Consider the following 17,884-nt stretch of genomic DNA (forward strand, 5'->3'; position numbering starts at 1 on the left):
TTTTACCATGCGAGGATGCCATATATGTTTAGTCCGCCTTCTGATCCTTCATGAAGGTGTTGTCGACCTCACCTCTAAAGAAATGCTTACCGTAGATTAATAAACAAAGAATGATTCCTACAGCAAACGCCCAAGCAGCACCCTTTATGCAAAGCACGGCACCAATAATACCAGCGATACCTAAATCACGTTGACTGCGTGATTCTAAAATACCGACCTTAACACTAACATACCCTTGAATGAGTAAAGTTAAAGCCAAAGCTACCCCTAAAATTGGTTCTACTAAACTAACAATTGGAAGTAATAGTAAACCAGTATTAGTACCCCAACGGAAGGAGCCAACTCCGCCAAAGATCGAATCCATTGCTTTTCGTCCTTTTTTAAAACGTTCGATCATCACTACCTGCATAGCTGACCATAATGGACCACACATCGTTACGTCTGGACCTAAAATACTCATCGCACTATTACGAATTCCAAATATCAAGTGAGCACGACTAGGATTGTATTCTACTTTTTCATCAGGACGTGCCGCAGCCCCTTCTTCCACTAAAGCTTTCGTTTGTAGCACATCTCCGAACAACACGATATACGCTGCTAGCACTGTTGGTAAACCAGTTAGGAACATCATCAGTGGTGGGAACCCTAAACCAAATATTGTATATTCGTTCCACAGTGTGACAAAATCAGGTGTTGAAAAGCCCCATTGAAGTGTTGGCCATGGTGCTTCTCCAAAAATCGGCGCGATGACCACCGCCAAAATAATTACAGGGAATATCCCGAGCTTAGCAATCGTCCCCCAAAACGGATTTCTATTTTGGAAAGTAGCAAAATGGTTAGAGAATAATAGATAGAAAGCTATGCCGATTGCAATTGTGATCGTCCATGGGAAGGTTTCAAATCTTCCTCCGATTTGGAAAACAGAGATAACAGCTGCAAAACCTGCCCCAAGGATAACCCCTGATTTAATGGCAGGTGGGATTAGCTTAACAACCTTAGATGCGAGACCGGTTGAACCGAGCAGCAAGGAAAGAATCCCTAGCGTCATCTGGAAGGCAATCAAGGCATGAACCCGTTCTGCACCTTCAGGGAACTGCTGGCAATAAAGCATAATCAGCGGTATAGCTGGAGTAATCCATCCCGGAACTGCTGGGTCACCAAGTAAATGATGTAACAAATAAAAGATTCCGTTTAGTAATACGATTGCCATAGCAACCTCAAATGGCATTCCCAGCAACTCGATTAAAAGTGGAATAGCAGATAAGTCGACTGCACACATGAGCAAGCCTTGCACATAATCTGGCCATTCAAAACGGTAGTGAATAAAAGGTAAGCGGATCTTAAAAGGGCCCGCTGGTATGTATGGGGATTCCTCTCCATACTTTCGGTTTTTCCATAACATAAACTAAATCTCCTCCCAATTTTTAATGTAACCCCTTACATAAAACCCCTTTTGAATACGTAACCATTTTATTGGAAAGTAAAATGGTTACGTATTCATTGTTAGAGAAAAAATAAAACAAACCTGGCTTCATTAGTTTGTTTTAAGTGCTCTCGTCGTGCTTCTTTTAAATACTTTAACAGACTCCGTAATTTGTGTGCAACTATTTTTTTTATTTTCAATCATTTCTATTAATTCCTGAATAGCTAAAAATCCTAGATTCTCTTCAGAGATGCTACCCACTGTTGTAAGCTGAATCGACCCGTGCATACTCATATCCACGTTATCAATTCCTATAATACTCAAGTCATTTGGGATTGATAGCCCGTGCTGAAAAGCTTCGTCCATTAAAAACAACGCGAGCGAATCCGAGCCCCCGCAAATCGCAGTAGGACGATTTTCTAAATTCTTCAGCTTTTCAAAAGCCAAGGCAATATCCTGTTTGGAAGTATCCGTATTAAAAATATACCTCTCAGATACATGTAGTTCAAAATCCTCCATAGCCTTCTTGTAACCAAGATAACGATTACGGAAGGTACTTACAGACAATGGGCCACCAACCCAAGCAATCCTTGTATGGCCCAGCTCCACCATATGCTTGACTGCTAAATAACCAGCTTGAAAATTATCGATTTCCACAAAATACTCATTGTTTTTATGCTTGCGGTTATAGGTGATAAAAGGAATGTTCATCCGCTTGAGCTTATCAAAAATAGGGTCATCCAATAAAATACAAGATAAAATAATGCCGTCAATCTTATGCTCAAATGCAGTCGCATACGCTTCACTAAGCTTTTCATCGTTTACAAACTGTACGCTTACACGATATCCCATCTCATTGGCATAATTGACGATAGCAGTAGTACTGTCCACAAAAAATGGGTTATGTAGCGGTCCTGATAGAAGGGCAATCGAACCGGTCTTATTTTGAACTAGTGAGCGCGCATGAAGATTCGGCATATAGTTTAACTCATCAATCGCCTTCATTACTTTTTCAAGTGTGGGCTTCTTAACTAACTCCGGTGTATTTAAAACACGAGATACTGTCGTTTGGGAAACACCCGCATGCTTTGCAACGTCTTTTGATGATACCAAGACAAAACCTCCTTTTAGGTCTATTCTATATCGTTTCTCCCAGAAAAAGAAGGATTATAAATACCCTTGTGGAAATAAAGGAAGGAGGGGAGAGGAAGAAATGTTCCAAACTATAATAGAACCAAGAGTCTCAGAAACCGATGGAGTAGGGCATATCAACAACACCACCATTCCTATTTGGCTAGAGGGTGGCAGAAACCAATTATTTACCTTCTTCAACCCGGATTTAAGCTTTCAAAACTGGAAGATGATTATCCTAAAAACAACTGTAGAATATAAAGCGCAAATCTATTACGGAAAACAAGTAGAAATCAAATGTTGGATCAAACGAATCGGCAACTCCAGCCTCGAGCTATACGAGGAAATCTGGCAGGAAGGAAAGCTAACTGTCCAAGCCACCACCATTTACGTAAATTACAATGTACAAGAGAATAAAAGCGAGGTAATCCCAGACGAGATTCGAAGAGAGCTGGAGAAGCATATGTATGAAGAAAATGAGGGTACGCCATGAAGTGAATAGTGGGAGTCGCCAAAAGGGCTTTGAAAGTGTCACCATCTATTAACTGAATGCAACATTATCAAGTGGTGACGTATTTATTTTCCTAGTACCCCATTTCTAAATATTAAAATATCTATTTTCATTTATAGAATAATATATTACATAAATATCCCTTCACTACTACTTAATAGAATACGAGGAATGACCTAGTATTATCATAGTAGTATTTGTGATATAATGTCTATAAAGTTCGGATATTTGAAAGGAATGTTTTCATGTTTAAGACAAATCAACCAAAGACATCCAATAGATTAAAGACATTATTAGAATTCAGTGAAAATTGGGAGCTAGACCAACAAGAACGCTATGTTTTTCAATATTATCACAACAAGTTAAAGGGTCTAGATCCAAATCAAATTAATATCCACGGTGTAGCATTACACAAAAACAACGATGGATTTATTATGACTGCAATCATTCGCCATTCCCTACAAAAAAAATTAAATCTACAAGACATTAGATTAGTAGTTAGAGATTTAGATGGAAAAGAATTAGCACGTAAGGATTTCAACATGGAATACTTTGGTGTATTGAATTCGTTGAGAGCACGTCCATGGATCTTCGAGTTTGATAGTGAATCATTGCTCGTTTCAGATGATGAAATTAAAGATAAAATGGAATTCGAAGTATTATTTGAAATCCAAGAGCCAGCTGTATCTGACTTTTCTTTACAATTAGATGAAAACTGGTCTAATGGATTATCGGAAGAGCAAGTGTCATCACTTGAAACTTCTTTAGCTGGGATGGAACCAGTGACACAAAACGAGATTTCAGTTTCTGCCTTTAATCTTGAAGAAGCAGAAGAAAGCGTAAATGTTTTCGTTATAGTACGTAATGCTTTCGAAGAGGAAATCACAATCAGCAACCTGCCGTTGCAATTGTTTGATGCTTCAGGAGATTTAGTAGCACAATTAGGCTTTCCACTCGAGCAGTTTGTAGTTGGCTCTCGCCAAGCCCGACCAATAAGCCTAAGTTTCCCAAAAAATGTATTCAAAAAAGAATCTCCTGACTTTACTAACTGGAACATCCAGTTAACTCAACAAGGATAATGGATAAATGAAAAACTCCTCACCAAACACTGGTGGGGAGTTTTTTTATGCTACAAGAAAAATCCTTAACTTGAAAATATTACATAGGAAATTTTCATGATATAATTTCTTTATTGAGGACAATCGCAATCCAGTAGGGTCCTCCAAATGGAGCCCGATTTACGCCAATCAAGGCAATATTTACGACAATGGCCACTTAGAATACAACAATCAAGCGATATTTTACTATAATCAAATTCCAGCTCGCCAAGTGGAGCCTGATTTACGACAATCAAAGCAAAATTTACGACAATGGCCACTTAGATTACAACAATCAAGCGGTATTCTACTACAATCAAGTCCCAGCTCTCCAAGTCGAGCCCGATTTACGACAATCAAGGCAAAATTTACAACAATGGCCACTTAGATTACAACAATCAAGCGATATTTTACTACAATCAAATCCCAGCTGAGAACGTATAAAATTTTGTGTAAATGACCATAACTTTCCTATAGGAGATGATCATTATGCAAAATTACGAAAATATGAGAATCAAGGATTTAGCTAGAGAGTGTCAATCTGTTGATGACATCATCGAGATGATGAAAAATCTTTTTAAAGAAACATTACAGCTTGTATTTGAGGCCGAAATCGAAGACCACCTTGGCTACTCCAAACATAGCCCGACAGGAAATAATACCGGAAACAGTAGAAATGGCTATCGTTCAAAGGTGATTCGAACAAAGTTTGGAAATACAGAATTAAATATACCTAGAGACCGCAATGGTGAATATGAACCGCAAATCGTGAAGAATTACGAGTCGTCCATCAATGGCTTAGAAGAACAGATTTTAGCTTTGTATTCCAAAGGAATGTCCACAAGAGATATCGAGTCACATATGAAAGATATATATGGTGTCGAAGTATCTCCTAGCTTGGTTAGTAAGGTAACAGATAAAATTTTACCTCAGATTTTCGAATGGCACTCCCGCCCTTTAGACCGTGTGTATCCAATTGTTTATTTGGATGCGGTCCACTTCAAGGTGAAGCACGAGAACCGTATTATTAATAAAGCTGCTTATACTGTTCTCGGCATTAATTCCGATGGAATTAAGGATATCCTTGGTATATGGGTAGGTGAAAATGAAAGCGCGAGCTTTTGGCTAGGTGTCTGTACAGACCTTAAAAGTCGTGGTGTAGAAGATATCTTTATTGCGTGTAAGGACGGACTTTCTGGCTTTACAGAAGCGATCCAGAGCACCTTTCCAAAGACGCATATTCAGTTGTGTGTGATCCATCAATTACGAAATACCATGAAGTATGTGCCTTCAAGGGAACGAAACCCGTTTATGACCGATTTAAAGAAGGTATACAAGGCTTCTACTTTGGAGCAAGCTGAACTTGAGTTTGGAAAAGTAAAGGCATCATGGAAAGATAAATATCCGAAGGTTATTGGTTCTTGGGAGGAACATTGGTTGGAGCTTACAGCTTACTTTTCCTACCCGACGGAGATACGGAAAATCATTTATACGACCAATACAGTGGAAGGATTCCATCGCCAACTGAGAAAGGTAACAAAGACAAAAACAGCCTATCCTACGGACAATTCACTAAAGAAGATTCTTTATTTGGCCACGATGGATGCCATAAAAAAATGGAATAAGCCTATTCCAGGATGGCTAGAGTGTGAGGGACAATTCAAAATTATTTTTGAGGGGCGGATTTAGTAGGATTATCCCTTGTTCATGTACAGTCGTGTTGGGCTCCGCTACGCTACACCCAAAAGTTTTACGCTTTATTTAGACCAAAAAGATAAGAAAAAGAGAGAGAAAAACCCTCTCCTTTTTGGCCATCGGTTAAGTGCTCAGGTTGCTCTTCAGCAGAGCCTTATCCCCTTAACGGATAAAGTAAGTATGTGTTTAGAATAAAGATAGTAATACATTTACACAAAATATTTTACATTCCCTCCCAGCTCTCCAAGTAGAGCCCGATTTACGACAATCAAGGCAAAATTTACGACAATGGCCACTTAGCTTACAACAATCAAGCGATATTTTACTACAATCAAATCCCAGCTCTCCAAGTCGAGCCCGATTTACGCCAATCCCGGCATATTTTACGACAATAGGCAGCTAGATTACTACAATGAGCGTCTAATTTACTACAATCCAGCATTACTTTACTACAATTCGAGCAAACACGAAAAGAAGCTCTTCAACTAAAGTGTTACTACTAAAAGTGATGCTCTTCAAGAGACAATCCCAATGAGGAGGACGACCATGACACACATTTTATACATAGAAGACGAAATAGATATAGGCACTTGGGTGACGAAGGATTTAACGGAAAGAGGATATGAGGTGACGTGGCTGAAGTCTGGGGAGGATGCGGAAAAGTACGTTTCGCAGGTGGATCTTGCTATTTTGGATGTGATGATTCCAGGGCTGGATGGCTTTTCGATTGGAAGGCGGATGAAGAAGGAGAAGGGGGACCTGCCTATATTAATGCTTTCGGCTCGGACGGCGGTGGAGGATAAGATAGAGGGGCTTCATTTTGCGGATGATTATTTGACGAAGCCGTTTCATCCGGATGAGCTGGCTGCTCGGGTCGAGGTCCTATTACGGAGATACCAAAAGAATGACGATGTATTGAAGCTTCAGCATCTGACCATACATACTAAGGATATGCGCATCGTGGACAATGAGACGAATGAAGAAATCCAGTTAACTGGAAAGCAGTATCATCTGCTACAATTTTTTATTCGTCATCTCAATCAAATCCTAACGAAGGAACAGCTGTATGAGGGAGTTTGGGGAGAGCAATACATGGAGGGGGATAAGACGCTGATGGTTCATATACGTTATTTGCGTGAAAGAATTGAGCGGAATCCGGCAAAGCCGACCATTATTGAGACCATTCGTGGCATCGGATATAGGGTAAAACTATGAAGAGATTATTCCAATCCTTACTAGCGAAGTATATGCTACTGATTTTGTTAGCGATGTTTATCGTTCAGGCTGCATACTTGATTATTGCCTTGTTTGTGTTTGGTGTTTCCTATAATTCTGGGGTAACGCAAAATAAAGGTGCGGTTGAGGAAAGTGCAGTAGAGGACAAATGGCATCAGGAAGCAAACGCAATGCAAAACGCCACGACCGAATCCGTTCAACAGGTGTTTGACCGTTGGAAGGAGCAGTATCCGCGAGCATCCATGTTTTGGGTGGATGGACAAGGGAAGCTTGCGAGCCAAAAGGACGTACAGGAGCAACTCCCTACTGAGTGGTCGCCCGCCTATACTGCAAAGTTTATCAAACAGCGTTATGGAGGGAACCCTTTTACGGTTATTGCGTTTGTTGAACAAGATGAGACGAACGGCTTCGTTGTACTCGAGCTGCCAAGGTCCGAGTTTGATCCGCCACTTGCCAATATGTATGACAGATATGGACTCATTTTCATAACAGGTGTTATGGTTATCATTTTCCTGTTCTTATTCATGTCCTTTCTATTCTTTAGAAGCATTCGAAAGCGGTTATTGCATTTACAGGAGGCAATGGAAATACGGGATGTAGACGGGCTGCCAATTGGGATTCCGGTGAAAAAGAAGGACGAAATCGGACAGCTTGAAAAGACATTCAATCAAATGGTAGGCGAGTTAAGGGAGAGCAAGCAACGCGAACAGAAGGAGGAGCAGCTACGTCGAGAGCTGATCGCCAATCTGTCTCATGATTTGCGAACTCCGTTAACGAAAATAAGAGCTCAAGCGTATTCGATTGCAAAAGAGGATTTATCAGACGAAGGAAAGAAAGCGATCCAATCGCTCGAGTCCTCGGTTGTGAATGTGGACAGGCTCATTGAAAATCTGATGTCTTACACGCTACTCATGGCGAGTAAATATAAATTTGAATCGAAGGAAATGGACGTTGTCCGCTATGTAAAGGAATGTCTAGCTTTATGGTATCCTGTATTCGAAAAGGAAGGGTTTGAAGTGGACGTCCACTTGGTCCCTTTTGAACAAAATAACTGGAGGATCGACCCGATTTGGTTAGGGAGCATACTAGATAATTTATTGCAAAACGTGCTTCGACATGCAAAAAATGGGGCTTATGTTTGCGTCAAAACGGAAACTACCGACCAATACGATGCTATTGTTATTTCCGACAGAGGAAAAGGCATGAAAAACGAATCCGATGAAGCTGGAGCAGGAATCGGATTGTCCATCGTCGATATGATGGTGAAGGGCATGAAGCTGGACTGGGACATGGAGTCTAGTGAAAATGGAACGACTATCAAATTGAAAAAATACAAGTAATGGTGTAGGAGAATAACTGAATAAGTAACCGAAAAACGCATAGATCCTTACGTCTATGCGTTTTATTCTGCATATTTCAGACTGTACAATCGTGATCTTGTTAACACTCTAGGTACCAGAATCTACAAGGGTGATAGCCTACCATGGTGGCCTTTTTAATTGAAATCGGTCGGTTTTTGCTCATAATCGGTCGGTTCGGTCAATAATCGGTCGGTTTCCTCGAATAATCGGTCGGTTATCTCGAATAATCGGTCAGTCAACGAAGGTCAAATAGAAGAAATACAAGTAATGGTGTATGGTAATAAATATAACTGAATAAGTAACCGAAAAACGCATAGATTATTACGTCTATGCGTTTTAGTCGTGACCTTTGTTCAGATATAGCCAACTATTACTATACTAAAGAGTATGCAAAAGGTTCCAAGATCGACAAGGGTGATCATATATTGTCTTTCTTCTCGTTCGTATTTATATGATACAAAAGCACGGTGACACAATATAACAAGAGTGACAGCCATTAGTAAATAGACGAATACCCAATCCTCCATAATCCAAAAAAGAACAAAGAGAACACTGCCTAAAACAATTAAGATTATTTCTATCCATTTGTGTGTAGTATTTACAAAGAACCTTAGAGGAGTACTAATGTTATATTTCTGTCTAATGAAGTACTGCAGCAAAACATAGATAACCAGTAATAAAAAGATTAAAGCAATATACATATCGACAGTCATCATTCAACACCCCTTTCTACCTGTAACGTTTATTTCTATATAATGTATTTTAACACAACCTAAATATTCAAATACTTTCGATATAACATGCTCCCATTGTACAGCACCCCATTTCCACCGCCATTTTTTAAACAAAATTTAACCTTTACCCTTACGTTCTTTTAACCTTACATCTCTAACATAGAAATAGAGGTGAGGGAAATGGAATATGTAGTACAAACAAACAATTTATCGAAGCGTTTTGGAAAGGAAGTAGCCGTAGAAGGGCTGAATATGAAAATACGTAAAGGAGAGATTTACGGGTTTTTAGGACCGAATGGAGCAGGGAAGACAACGACCATCCGTATGCTGCTAGGGCTGATGAAGGCGTCGTCCGGCACAATTCAAATCTTTGAAAAGGATTTACATAAAGAGCGCATCAACATTTTAAAAAGAGTAGGATCTCTAGTAGAGAACCCGTCGTACTATCCCCATTTAACGGCATATGAAAACTTAGAGGCATTACGGAAGATCCTAGGGGTACCGAAATCAAGAATCCATGAGGTATTAGAAATTGTCCGATTATCCGAAGTAGCCAATAAAAAGGTTAAAGGATTCTCGCTAGGAATGAAACAACGCTTAGGAATAGCGGCTTCCCTATTGAACAGTCCGGAGCTTTTAATCCTAGATGAGCCAACAAACGGATTAGACCCATCCGGCATTATCGAAATTCGCAATCTGATCAAACAGCTTCCCGCTGAAACTGGGATGACTATTCTAATCTCCAGTCATTTATTATCCGAGATCGACCAAATGGCGACGACCGTTGGAATCGTGACAAAAGGAAAAATGATTTACCAGGATTCCATCGAGGCTCTCCGCATGCATGCCAAGCAAAAAATTTTACTGAAGGTGAGCAATAGTGAGCAGGCATGGCGTTCGTTATTAGGGAACGGCATAAAAGCAGAATGGCAGGAAGGGGTTATCCTACTGTCCGAGCATTCTGATGAAAAAGTAGCGAAGGCAATCAAGACCCTCGTGCACGGAGGCTACTCCATTTACCGTGTGGAAGAGGAAAAAAGATCGCTAGAAGATACGTTCCTTCAAATGACCGCAGAGGAGCAGTTTGTATGATTGGAAAACTAATAAAGGCAGACTTTTTGAAGATCAAACGAAAAGGGTTATGGTTCCTAGCATTTTTAGGGCCGTTCGGAGTGATTGCGCTGCAAATGGTCAACTACGGCGTTCGGAAAGATTATTTACTAAAGCAAAGTGACGATGATTGGGGCTATTATTTAGCAAACGTACACTCGCTTACCCCATTAGCACTTGTATTAGGAATCGCTATTTTAACTTCATTTATAGCAAGTATAGAAAATGAGACGAATGCTTGGAAGCAGCTGATTTCATTGCCGGTCTCCAAAATGGGCGTGTATTTATCGAAGTTCACGGTTCTCGCAAGCCTGCTATTTGTATCCTCATTGCTTGTAGGAATATTTTCTTTAGTATATGGCATTTTTCTGAACTTGGGAGATGACATTCCTTACTTGGAGCTTTTGAAATATAGCTTTTATCCTTATTTGGCAGCTTTGCCAGTACTAGCGCTACAGTTATGGATTGCGTCCGTCAGTCAAAACCAAGGTATTCCCATTACAACAGGAGTGCTAGGTGTCATTTTTGCCTATTCGGCCTTCTTTTTACCGGACTGGATGATTTGGAAGTGGCCATCTTTGATGAACGAGTGGGATGAGCCAATCATTAATGCCCTGCTTGGAGTTGGGGTAGGGCTTGTATTGTATATCGCAGGAATGCTCGACTTTATGAGAAGGGACGTGAAATAAATGCTCTCGATTTTACAATCAGAATGGTTTAAGTTTAGACATTCCAAAATTTTGTTCATGATTTTGACCGTGCCCCTTGTTGGTATTTTTCTTGGATTGACTAACGGTTTGTCAGATGACCGTGTAAATGAATGGTATCTGCCCTTGCTGACGATGAATTTTACGTATGGCCTACTATTTTTACCTCTGTTAACTGGAGTTTTAGCAAGTGTGATTTGTAGATATGAGCATCAGGCGGGGGGCTGGAAACAGCTGCTGGCATTGCCAGTGACAAGAGGAAAAGTATTTGCGGCGAAGTATATATTGTTACTATTGCTAGTGCTAGTCATTCAATTATTATTTTTCTCCTCCCTTTACGTAGTTGGTATCATGCAGGGGTTCACCGATCCATTCCCCATGCAAATTGTATGGAAAAGCTTAGTCGGGGGATGGGTGGCAACCTTGCCGTTAGTCGCATTACAGCTATGGATGGCCATCATGTTCAAAAGCTTTGCAGCGCCCTTTGCCGTTAATGTGATTTTAACATTGCCTACGATACTAATTGTAAACTCTGAGCGTTTAGGGTCCTTCTATCCGTGGGCTCAGCCATTTTTGATGATGTATATCGGAGGGGACACGAGTGATACGTTCTTCGTTCCATGGGAGCAATTATTAACGGTAGTTGGCGGAAGCTTTTTATTATTCTTCATTGGAGGATATATCTATTTTCAAAGGAAGGCGGTATAAAAAATGGAACGGAATTTTATAGTAGTTATGGTTATCTTGCTTGCAGTTTTATTGACAGGGTGCAGCAGTAAAGCAGCCGATAATGCAGAATCATTTATTTCAACCGTAGAAGCGATCAATATCCCAGACGGTGTGAAGGTCATCGGCTTAGGGGAAGCGACACATGGGAATGTGGAGTTTCAAGAGCTGAAAAAAGATGTATTTGAATCGCTAATCAAACAAGAAAACGTTCGTGTATTTGTCATCGAGGGTGACTTTGGTGGCGGCCAGCAAATAAACGATTTCATCTTAAATGGAACGGGCACAGCCGAAGAAGCGGTAAACACGCTGGACTACGCAATTTATAAAACAGAGCAAATGGTCAATCTCGTACAATGGATGCATGATTACAACGCAATCGCAAACGAGGAAGAAAAGCTATACTTTTACGGAAACGACATGCAGCGCTATGACTATAGCAAAAAAGGTGTGCTGGACTTTTACCAAACGGTTAACGAGAATGCCTTCAAGAATTATGAATCAAAGCTGGAGCACGTTTCTAATGAGAACATGCGTGAACTAACAACTGATCAATTAAATGATATCAATCAAACAGTAGAAGAGATTATTCAAGATTTACAATCTAACGAAGCAGCTTATATAGAGAAAACAAATAAAGAAGCTCACTCTCTTGCGCTACAATACGCTCAAATCATGAGGCAGCGTACTCAGCTATTCTTAAATGAAAAGGATTATATGCAGCTGCGAGATGAATACTTGGCACAAAACTTACAATGGATCATGGAGTTCGAGACAGCCCGTGGCAACGAGAAGGTTTTCTTTAATGGCCATAACGGACATGTGGAAAAAACGTCCGCATCGTTAGCTGGCTACAAATCGATGGGACATTATTTAGACGAGCAATATGGAGAAGCGTATTTTGCAATTGGAACGGACTTCACCAAGAGCAAGTTTCAGTCCAAAAATGGCAGTGGAGAGCGTAAAGACTATAAAGTAAAAAACAACAATGACTTAACCGATGCCTTTAGCAAGGTAGAGTCCAATATTTTCTATGTGGATTTTGAAAAAGCAGGAGAGTCGGAGGTTTTAAAGGATATTATATCGAAGAAACAAAAGATGGCTAATATCGGGGATGACTTCCGTTACTGGTACAAGTTTTTGAAGATGTTCTACACAATCGAAATGGTGCCAAATGAAGCTTATGATGGTGTCATTATCGTAAAGGAAGCAACACCGACAAGTGTAAACGAATAGAAGTGGCAAGAATCCATTTTATTTTTAGAATGGATTCTTTCTATTCATTCAACGATAACTGAAAAAGCATAGTTGCCGTCTCCTTTGTTCCACGTAGCAGTCATCCAGTAGACGTAGACCCCTTTTTCCTTTGGAGCTTCAATCATATGGTCTTTTATCGGAATTGGAACGACATTATTTTCGCCGAGCAATTGCTCCACCGTCAAGGATTCTTCAATTGGTTTTTTCCAAAAATCTATGTTAATTTCCTCGCCTGGGGAAACCGAGGTAGGCGAATCTAATGGATGATAGTTTGGGTTTACACATTTAGTAGACAAAATTCCACTCCAACAATAGGAACCTTGTGAAGTAGCAACTTTTGTGTTGTTTACCATTACAGCAGGTAAGGGAGGCTCGGTACGAAAAGGCTCGAACACGAGCAACCCCATGATAATTAATCCAATCATACTAATTACAGTGAATATCTCTCTAATTGCAATCGCCTCATTATCTACAGTCTAAGTTTATTTATCTATCACTTTAGTTTATTGGGCAATTACCTTTGCAGGCTCGATGTCTTCAAAATGTACTGCACCGCTTCTAGTCAGCTTGTTCCAATTCGTTCTGCTTCCGAAAAAGTATAAAATAGTACCGTAAGTAAAGAAAAAGGTATCCAAAAAGCGATAGGTGATAGATTCCCACATTGTGAAGAGGATGATACGAAGCCAGTGTAAAATAGAAAATTTATAGCCGTAATATCCTGCTCTTTGAACTGCCACTAAACGTAGTATAAATTCGCTTAACCAAGCGATAGCCATCAACAGAAATGTAATGCCGGATACGTTTCCGAGTACGATGGAGATTGGGAATATGACCAGTGCTACTGTCCCCACTATACTAAGAGTGATGGATTCAAATAAGAGAAAGCTAGAAAATTTCTTACCCAAATTGATGAAAAAGTCTTTCTTGTATAGATTTATGCAATCGATGAATCCTTTTTGCCAGCGAATACGCTGATGCATAAGGGATGCAAAATTCTCTGGGACCTCTGTGTAACAGACAGCCTCCGGTATAAAAATCATTTTTTCTCCCAAATTTCTTTTGTGCATATATTTTTGAAGTCGGAAGGTAATCTCCATATCCTCACCAAGCGTATCCCGATAACCACCAATTTGTTGAAGGACATCTCTTCTAAATGCCCCGAAGGCCCCAGACACTACATTTAACACATTTAGTTTCGCTTGTGTGACCTTCCTTACGTAAAAGGATGAAAGATAACCAGAAACCTGATACTTTATAATCCAGTTTTTAGTGTAATGAATAAGGCCCTGTTTATTTATTTGCTGTCCGACGTGGACCATCCCGCCACCGGCTATCACCTTTGGATCAACAAATGCTTCATTGATCTTGTTTAAGCTATTCTTTTCTAATATAGAGTCAGCATCCAAGGTGATGACAATTTCACCAGTCGCTATAGATATTCCTGTGTTTAAGGCTGCTGATTTCCCGCCGTTATACTGATCCACAACTAGAATATCAGGATATTTTTTACTTAGGTAAACATTTTTAATGCCCACTGTATTAAAGAGGATAGTAGAGTCTCTAGGCGTCACTTCTAAATCGAGCATTTCCTGTAATACGTGTAAGGTGGCATCCGTCGACCCATCATTTATAAATATGGCCTCTTTACTCGTATAATCTAACCTAAACCAGCTATCTAAGCATTGTTTCAAAACGAGCTCTTCATTGTAAGCTGGTATTAACACAGAAATCTTTTTCTCTGGCAAAATAAGAAGCTTCGTTTTAGTTGTGTTCAGAGAGCTGTATATATACTTTAATTGTAGGAGCAAATAAAGTATAAAAATTATGATTAAGCCAATAGATAGTAAATCCAAATAAATCCTTCTTTCTCTATTTTATTATTTTAAATAAATTCTTACGTAATCCACTTCCATATAGGCTGGAAATTGCGTTGTTGCGTTCGGGTCACCAACCCAAGTACCACCCACTGTCACGTTCATTAGTAGATACATGCTTGTATGAGAGATATTGCTTGTTCGAAAGGTTATTTCACCGTCAATATAAAAAATCAGCTCATCCGGTGACCAATCGAGCGTATAGGTATGCCACTCAGACCCATCTATTTGTTCGTTCAGATGAAATGCTCGATTACCTTCCTCCTGGTGAGCGACATGCCAAAGTTCATTTGGCAATTGGCCTAGCATTTCCACTATGTCAATTTCTGGATAAGAAGAATGGTCAGTGGGGAGCAGCCAGATCGCAGGGAATAGCCCTTGACCTTTTGGGAATTTAGCCCTTATTTCAAACTTTCCATACATTTGCTCGTGTAAGCCTTGTGTCGTCACAGCTCCGGAGCGATAAGGATAGCTTTGATAGGGGGAATCGCTAACCTCTAGCTTTAGAACACCAGAATCGGAGGTTACTTGTTCTGGTAAGTAGTGATGTAATCTACCATGTGCTTTGTAACCAGTATTTAAGAGATTCCATTTAGAAGCAGAGACGTGATCCTGATCAAATTCATCACGAAAGGTAACTTCCCAACCATTTACAGTGTGATGATCCTCATGGGGAATTTCTACGATTGTTGGTTCTGTTGGATGTTTTATAATTCTCATCTCTTCTTCCTTTTCATATATTTCTTTTACCTCTTCCTTAGTTATTGGATTATTGCTGACCGGGTCACTATTACAACTGCATAATAAAATTATGAAAACAATAAAAAATGCCCTGATTAGTTGCCCCTCCTCAATGAGAAGTGAATTCATAAAAATGGTTTTTAAGAATTTCTAAGAGTACAAAATGGCAAATGAATGATAAATAAAACATTGCTATTTCTTAAGTACTTACTAATATTAAAATAGTTTTTAATTTACTAAAACTGAGTTTTGTTAAGAGTTTTTCAATTAATATACTGAGTAATGTTAAGGTACAAGCCATAATCGGATAAAAAGAGCACTCCAATTGGAGTGCTCTTTTTAGTATTTTAAAATAATAAATTTAATGGGATATATAATCGGAATATAGTATATTTTGTAGATTTTTGACTACTCTTCTTAGCGAGATGTGCGTATTTTGCTGAAAAACAGCCTGTCACTAGAGGGGAAGGTAATATCATAGCGAAAGATTGAAAAACATAAAAAACCCTCCACAAAAGTGAAGGGTCTAAAAGTGTTAATTATTAATCCAAATATCTCCGTGCACCTGCATAATTTGTTTTAAAAGTCCCAGTATTCATCGACTCAATTCTTACTTTGGAGGATGAGCTAGGGGCGTGAAGCATTTTACCGTCGCCCACATATAGCCCTACATGATATACCTTTCCTTTGCCACGGTTACCAGCAAAGAATACTAGATCTCCCGGCTGCAGGTTAGCTTTTTTTACGGCTTTTCCTTTTGTTGCTTGAACAAAGGAATCCCTTGGAATGATGATTCCGTGGTTTTTGTAAACAGAGTAGATGATACCTGAGCAATCATAGCCGTAAGAAGAAGTACCAGCCCATAAGTATGGGAGGTTTAGAAACATTTTAGCGCTGTTGACGATATTCTTTTGAGTCGGCTTCGGAATAGATTTGTAGTTTTTGAAAACCTTTGCATCTTTCTTATGCATATACTTCACACCATTTTGAGGAGTCTGTACATGTAGCCAATCGCCTTCCTCTTTTACTACTGGAAGGATAGTAGAGTAGCTAATGCTGATGTATTTATTCTTTTTAGCTGTGTCGCTATAGAGTGTTGTGCTTTTTGCATTTACAACGGCAATGGCACAATCGGAATAATCCTTTGTAGTTTCATAAATATGTGATTTTGGAACCCATCCTGGATAGCCTTCCTTTTGGTGAGGGACATATTGATCCTTGATGGCGATTTTGACCCAGTTGCCACTCTTCTTTAAAATCGTTACCTCATCACCAAACAATGCTTGGGTATCAACTTTATTTACTAGCCACCATTTTTCCTTGATGCTCATATTTTTTGTCCATTTATGGATATCCACTGGAGCAGAAATAGACGGCTTATCTACTGCACGATATGCGTTTGGCGTCTTCCAAAGGGAGGTTACCTGCACATTTACCTTCACTATTTTCTTATTACTTGGCTTCTCGCAAGATTTTGCAGGAGGGACGGGCTGGGCTGGTGGAGCAGTTACCTTACGTAAACTTGGCTCCATACTGCGAGCTAACCAAACGACGAAATCTCCTTTTGTCACATTTTCGAGTGGTCGAAATGTATTGTCGGTAGTCGAGCTTATAATGTTGTGGGATTGAAGAGTTTTGATAGCATCCGATACCCAATAACCCGGTAGCACGTCTTGAAAAGTCTTCGAAACCGTTCCAGTCAAACCAAAGCCTTGAACTAAAAAGACGGCAGCCTCGCCACGAGAAAATGGCTGGTCCCTATTAAATGCATGATCTCCATCGAGACTCATGATTCCTTTTTCAACTACAGCAGCTACGATCGGATAACTAGGATGGTCTCGATCGAAATCGGAAATGAGCACATCAAATTGCTTGGCTGTATCTATATCCAATGCTTCGACAAGTAGCTCGGCAGCCTCTAATCGAGTTATTTCCTTGGTGACTCCAAAATTACTAGTGGCGTTAGTGACGATAAGACCCTTTGTAGCTAGAAAATCGTAGGCGGCTTTGTCTGGATGGGAGTCATCCACATCCTTGAACAATGCAGCGGCAGAGGCGGTAGTGAAGGTAGACAACAGCAAAATAAACAAGGTGATGATCATGGTGAGTTTTTTCAAAATATTGCTCCTCTCAAGTTTTACAACCTCTTCAATTATATGGTTTAAATTGGTAAAAAGGAATGTTTTTTATCCCTAAAAGTTAAAGTAAAATAATTTTAAAAAGCTTGTTAAAGTTATTGGTGGATTTTGACTAATAATTCTTTTTTTATAGTAACTGTAAA

16 protein-coding genes are annotated in these 17,884 nt (G+C 39.7%); 9 read left to right on the forward strand and 7 right to left on the reverse strand.

Annotated features, from left to right (window positions below; all coding sequences use genetic code 11):
* Window positions 1-28: 28 nt before the first annotated feature.
* Both MKY09_RS03595 and MKY09_RS03600 read right to left on the reverse strand, forming a co-directional pair.
* Window positions 29-1,402 carry a hypothetical protein gene (locus MKY09_RS03595; protein WP_342567606.1) on the reverse strand — a complete coding sequence of 458 codons (1,374 nt, stop codon included), beginning with the start codon at window positions 1,400-1,402 and terminating at the stop codon, window positions 29-31.
* A 132-nt stretch (window positions 1,403-1,534) separates the two neighbouring features.
* Window positions 1,535-2,536, reverse strand: a complete 1,002-nt coding sequence (locus tag MKY09_RS03600) for a LacI family DNA-binding transcriptional regulator (protein ID WP_342567607.1) — start codon at window positions 2,534-2,536, stop codon at window positions 1,535-1,537.
* A 100-nt stretch (window positions 2,537-2,636) separates the two neighbouring features.
* Here MKY09_RS03600 and MKY09_RS03605 point away from each other — a divergent pair, with 100 nt between their 5' ends.
* From MKY09_RS03605 to MKY09_RS03625, 5 genes are all read left to right on the forward strand, one after another.
* Window positions 2,637-3,047, forward strand: a complete 411-nt coding sequence (locus tag MKY09_RS03605; RefSeq protein ID WP_342567608.1) for a thioesterase family protein — start codon at window positions 2,637-2,639, stop codon at window positions 3,045-3,047.
* A 263-nt stretch (window positions 3,048-3,310) separates the two neighbouring features.
* Window positions 3,311-4,144, forward strand: a complete 834-nt coding sequence (locus tag MKY09_RS03610; protein ID WP_342567609.1) for an SLAP domain-containing protein — start codon at window positions 3,311-3,313, stop codon at window positions 4,142-4,144.
* A 507-nt stretch (window positions 4,145-4,651) separates the two neighbouring features.
* Window positions 4,652-5,851 (forward strand): IS256 family transposase, encoded by a 1,200-nt coding sequence (locus MKY09_RS03615; protein WP_169361554.1) that lies wholly within the window; start codon window positions 4,652-4,654, stop codon window positions 5,849-5,851.
* Window positions 5,852-6,403: 552 nt separating this feature from the next.
* Window positions 6,404-7,072, forward strand: a complete 669-nt coding sequence (locus MKY09_RS03620) for a response regulator transcription factor (protein ID WP_342567610.1) — start codon at window positions 6,404-6,406, stop codon at window positions 7,070-7,072.
* Entirely contained in the window at window positions 7,069-8,433 is a 1,365-nt protein-coding gene (locus MKY09_RS03625; RefSeq protein WP_342567611.1) for a HAMP domain-containing sensor histidine kinase, read from the forward strand. The genes MKY09_RS03620 and MKY09_RS03625 overlap by 4 nt, the downstream gene beginning before the upstream one ends.
* Window positions 8,434-8,807: 374 nt before the next feature.
* Here the strand turns inward: MKY09_RS03625 and MKY09_RS03630 are convergent, their stop codons facing one another.
* The gene (locus tag MKY09_RS03630) at window positions 8,808-9,170 is read right to left on the reverse strand and encodes a DUF4181 domain-containing protein (protein WP_342567612.1); all 363 of its coding nucleotides are present in this window, start codon (window positions 9,168-9,170) and stop codon (window positions 8,808-8,810) included.
* A 198-nt stretch (window positions 9,171-9,368) separates the two neighbouring features.
* Here MKY09_RS03630 and MKY09_RS03635 point away from each other — a divergent pair, with 198 nt between their 5' ends.
* The 4 genes from MKY09_RS03635 to MKY09_RS03650 are packed head-to-tail and all read left to right on the forward strand — an operon-like array spanning window position 9,369 to window position 12,967.
* Window positions 9,369-10,280: an ABC transporter ATP-binding protein gene (locus MKY09_RS03635; protein WP_342567613.1), complete on the forward strand. Its 912-nt coding sequence runs from the start codon at window positions 9,369-9,371 to the stop codon at window positions 10,278-10,280.
* Window positions 10,277-10,987 carry an ABC transporter permease gene (locus tag MKY09_RS03640; RefSeq protein WP_342567614.1) on the forward strand — a complete coding sequence of 237 codons (711 nt, stop codon included), beginning with the start codon at window positions 10,277-10,279 and terminating at the stop codon, window positions 10,985-10,987. Before MKY09_RS03635 ends, MKY09_RS03640 begins: the two co-directional genes overlap by 4 nt.
* Window positions 10,988-11,713, forward strand: coding sequence for an ABC transporter permease (locus tag MKY09_RS03645; protein ID WP_342567615.1), 726 nt, complete (start codon window positions 10,988-10,990; stop codon window positions 11,711-11,713).
* Window positions 11,714-11,716: 3 nt separating this feature from the next.
* A complete protein-coding gene (locus tag MKY09_RS03650; RefSeq protein WP_342567616.1) occupies window positions 11,717-12,967 on the forward strand; it encodes an erythromycin esterase family protein in 1,251 nt (416 codons plus the stop codon).
* A gap of 44 nt (window positions 12,968-13,011) precedes the next feature.
* On the opposite strand, the gene MKY09_RS03655 is transcribed toward MKY09_RS03650, so the two are convergent.
* From MKY09_RS03655 to MKY09_RS03670, 4 genes are all read right to left on the reverse strand, one after another.
* Window positions 13,012-13,284, reverse strand: coding sequence for a hypothetical protein (locus MKY09_RS03655; RefSeq protein WP_342567617.1), 273 nt, complete (start codon window positions 13,282-13,284; stop codon window positions 13,012-13,014).
* Window positions 13,285-13,491: 207 nt separating this feature from the next.
* Entirely contained in the window at window positions 13,492-14,841 is a 1,350-nt protein-coding gene (locus MKY09_RS03660; protein WP_342567618.1) for a glycosyltransferase family 2 protein, read from the reverse strand.
* A gap of 24 nt (window positions 14,842-14,865) precedes the next feature.
* Complete coding sequence (locus tag MKY09_RS03665) at window positions 14,866-15,732, reverse strand: glycoside hydrolase family 16 protein (RefSeq protein WP_342567619.1); 867 nt, start codon at window positions 15,730-15,732, stop codon at window positions 14,866-14,868.
* Between the two features lie 413 nt (window positions 15,733-16,145).
* The gene (locus MKY09_RS03670; protein WP_342567620.1) at window positions 16,146-17,720 is read right to left on the reverse strand and encodes an NlpC/P60 family protein; all 1,575 of its coding nucleotides are present in this window, start codon (window positions 17,718-17,720) and stop codon (window positions 16,146-16,148) included.
* Window positions 17,721-17,884 lie beyond the last annotated feature (164 nt).

Origin of the sequence: Psychrobacillus sp. FSL K6-4046 (assembly GCF_038624605.1) — a bacterium.
In the GTDB taxonomy this organism is placed as follows: domain Bacteria; phylum Bacillota; class Bacilli; order Bacillales_A; family Planococcaceae; genus Psychrobacillus.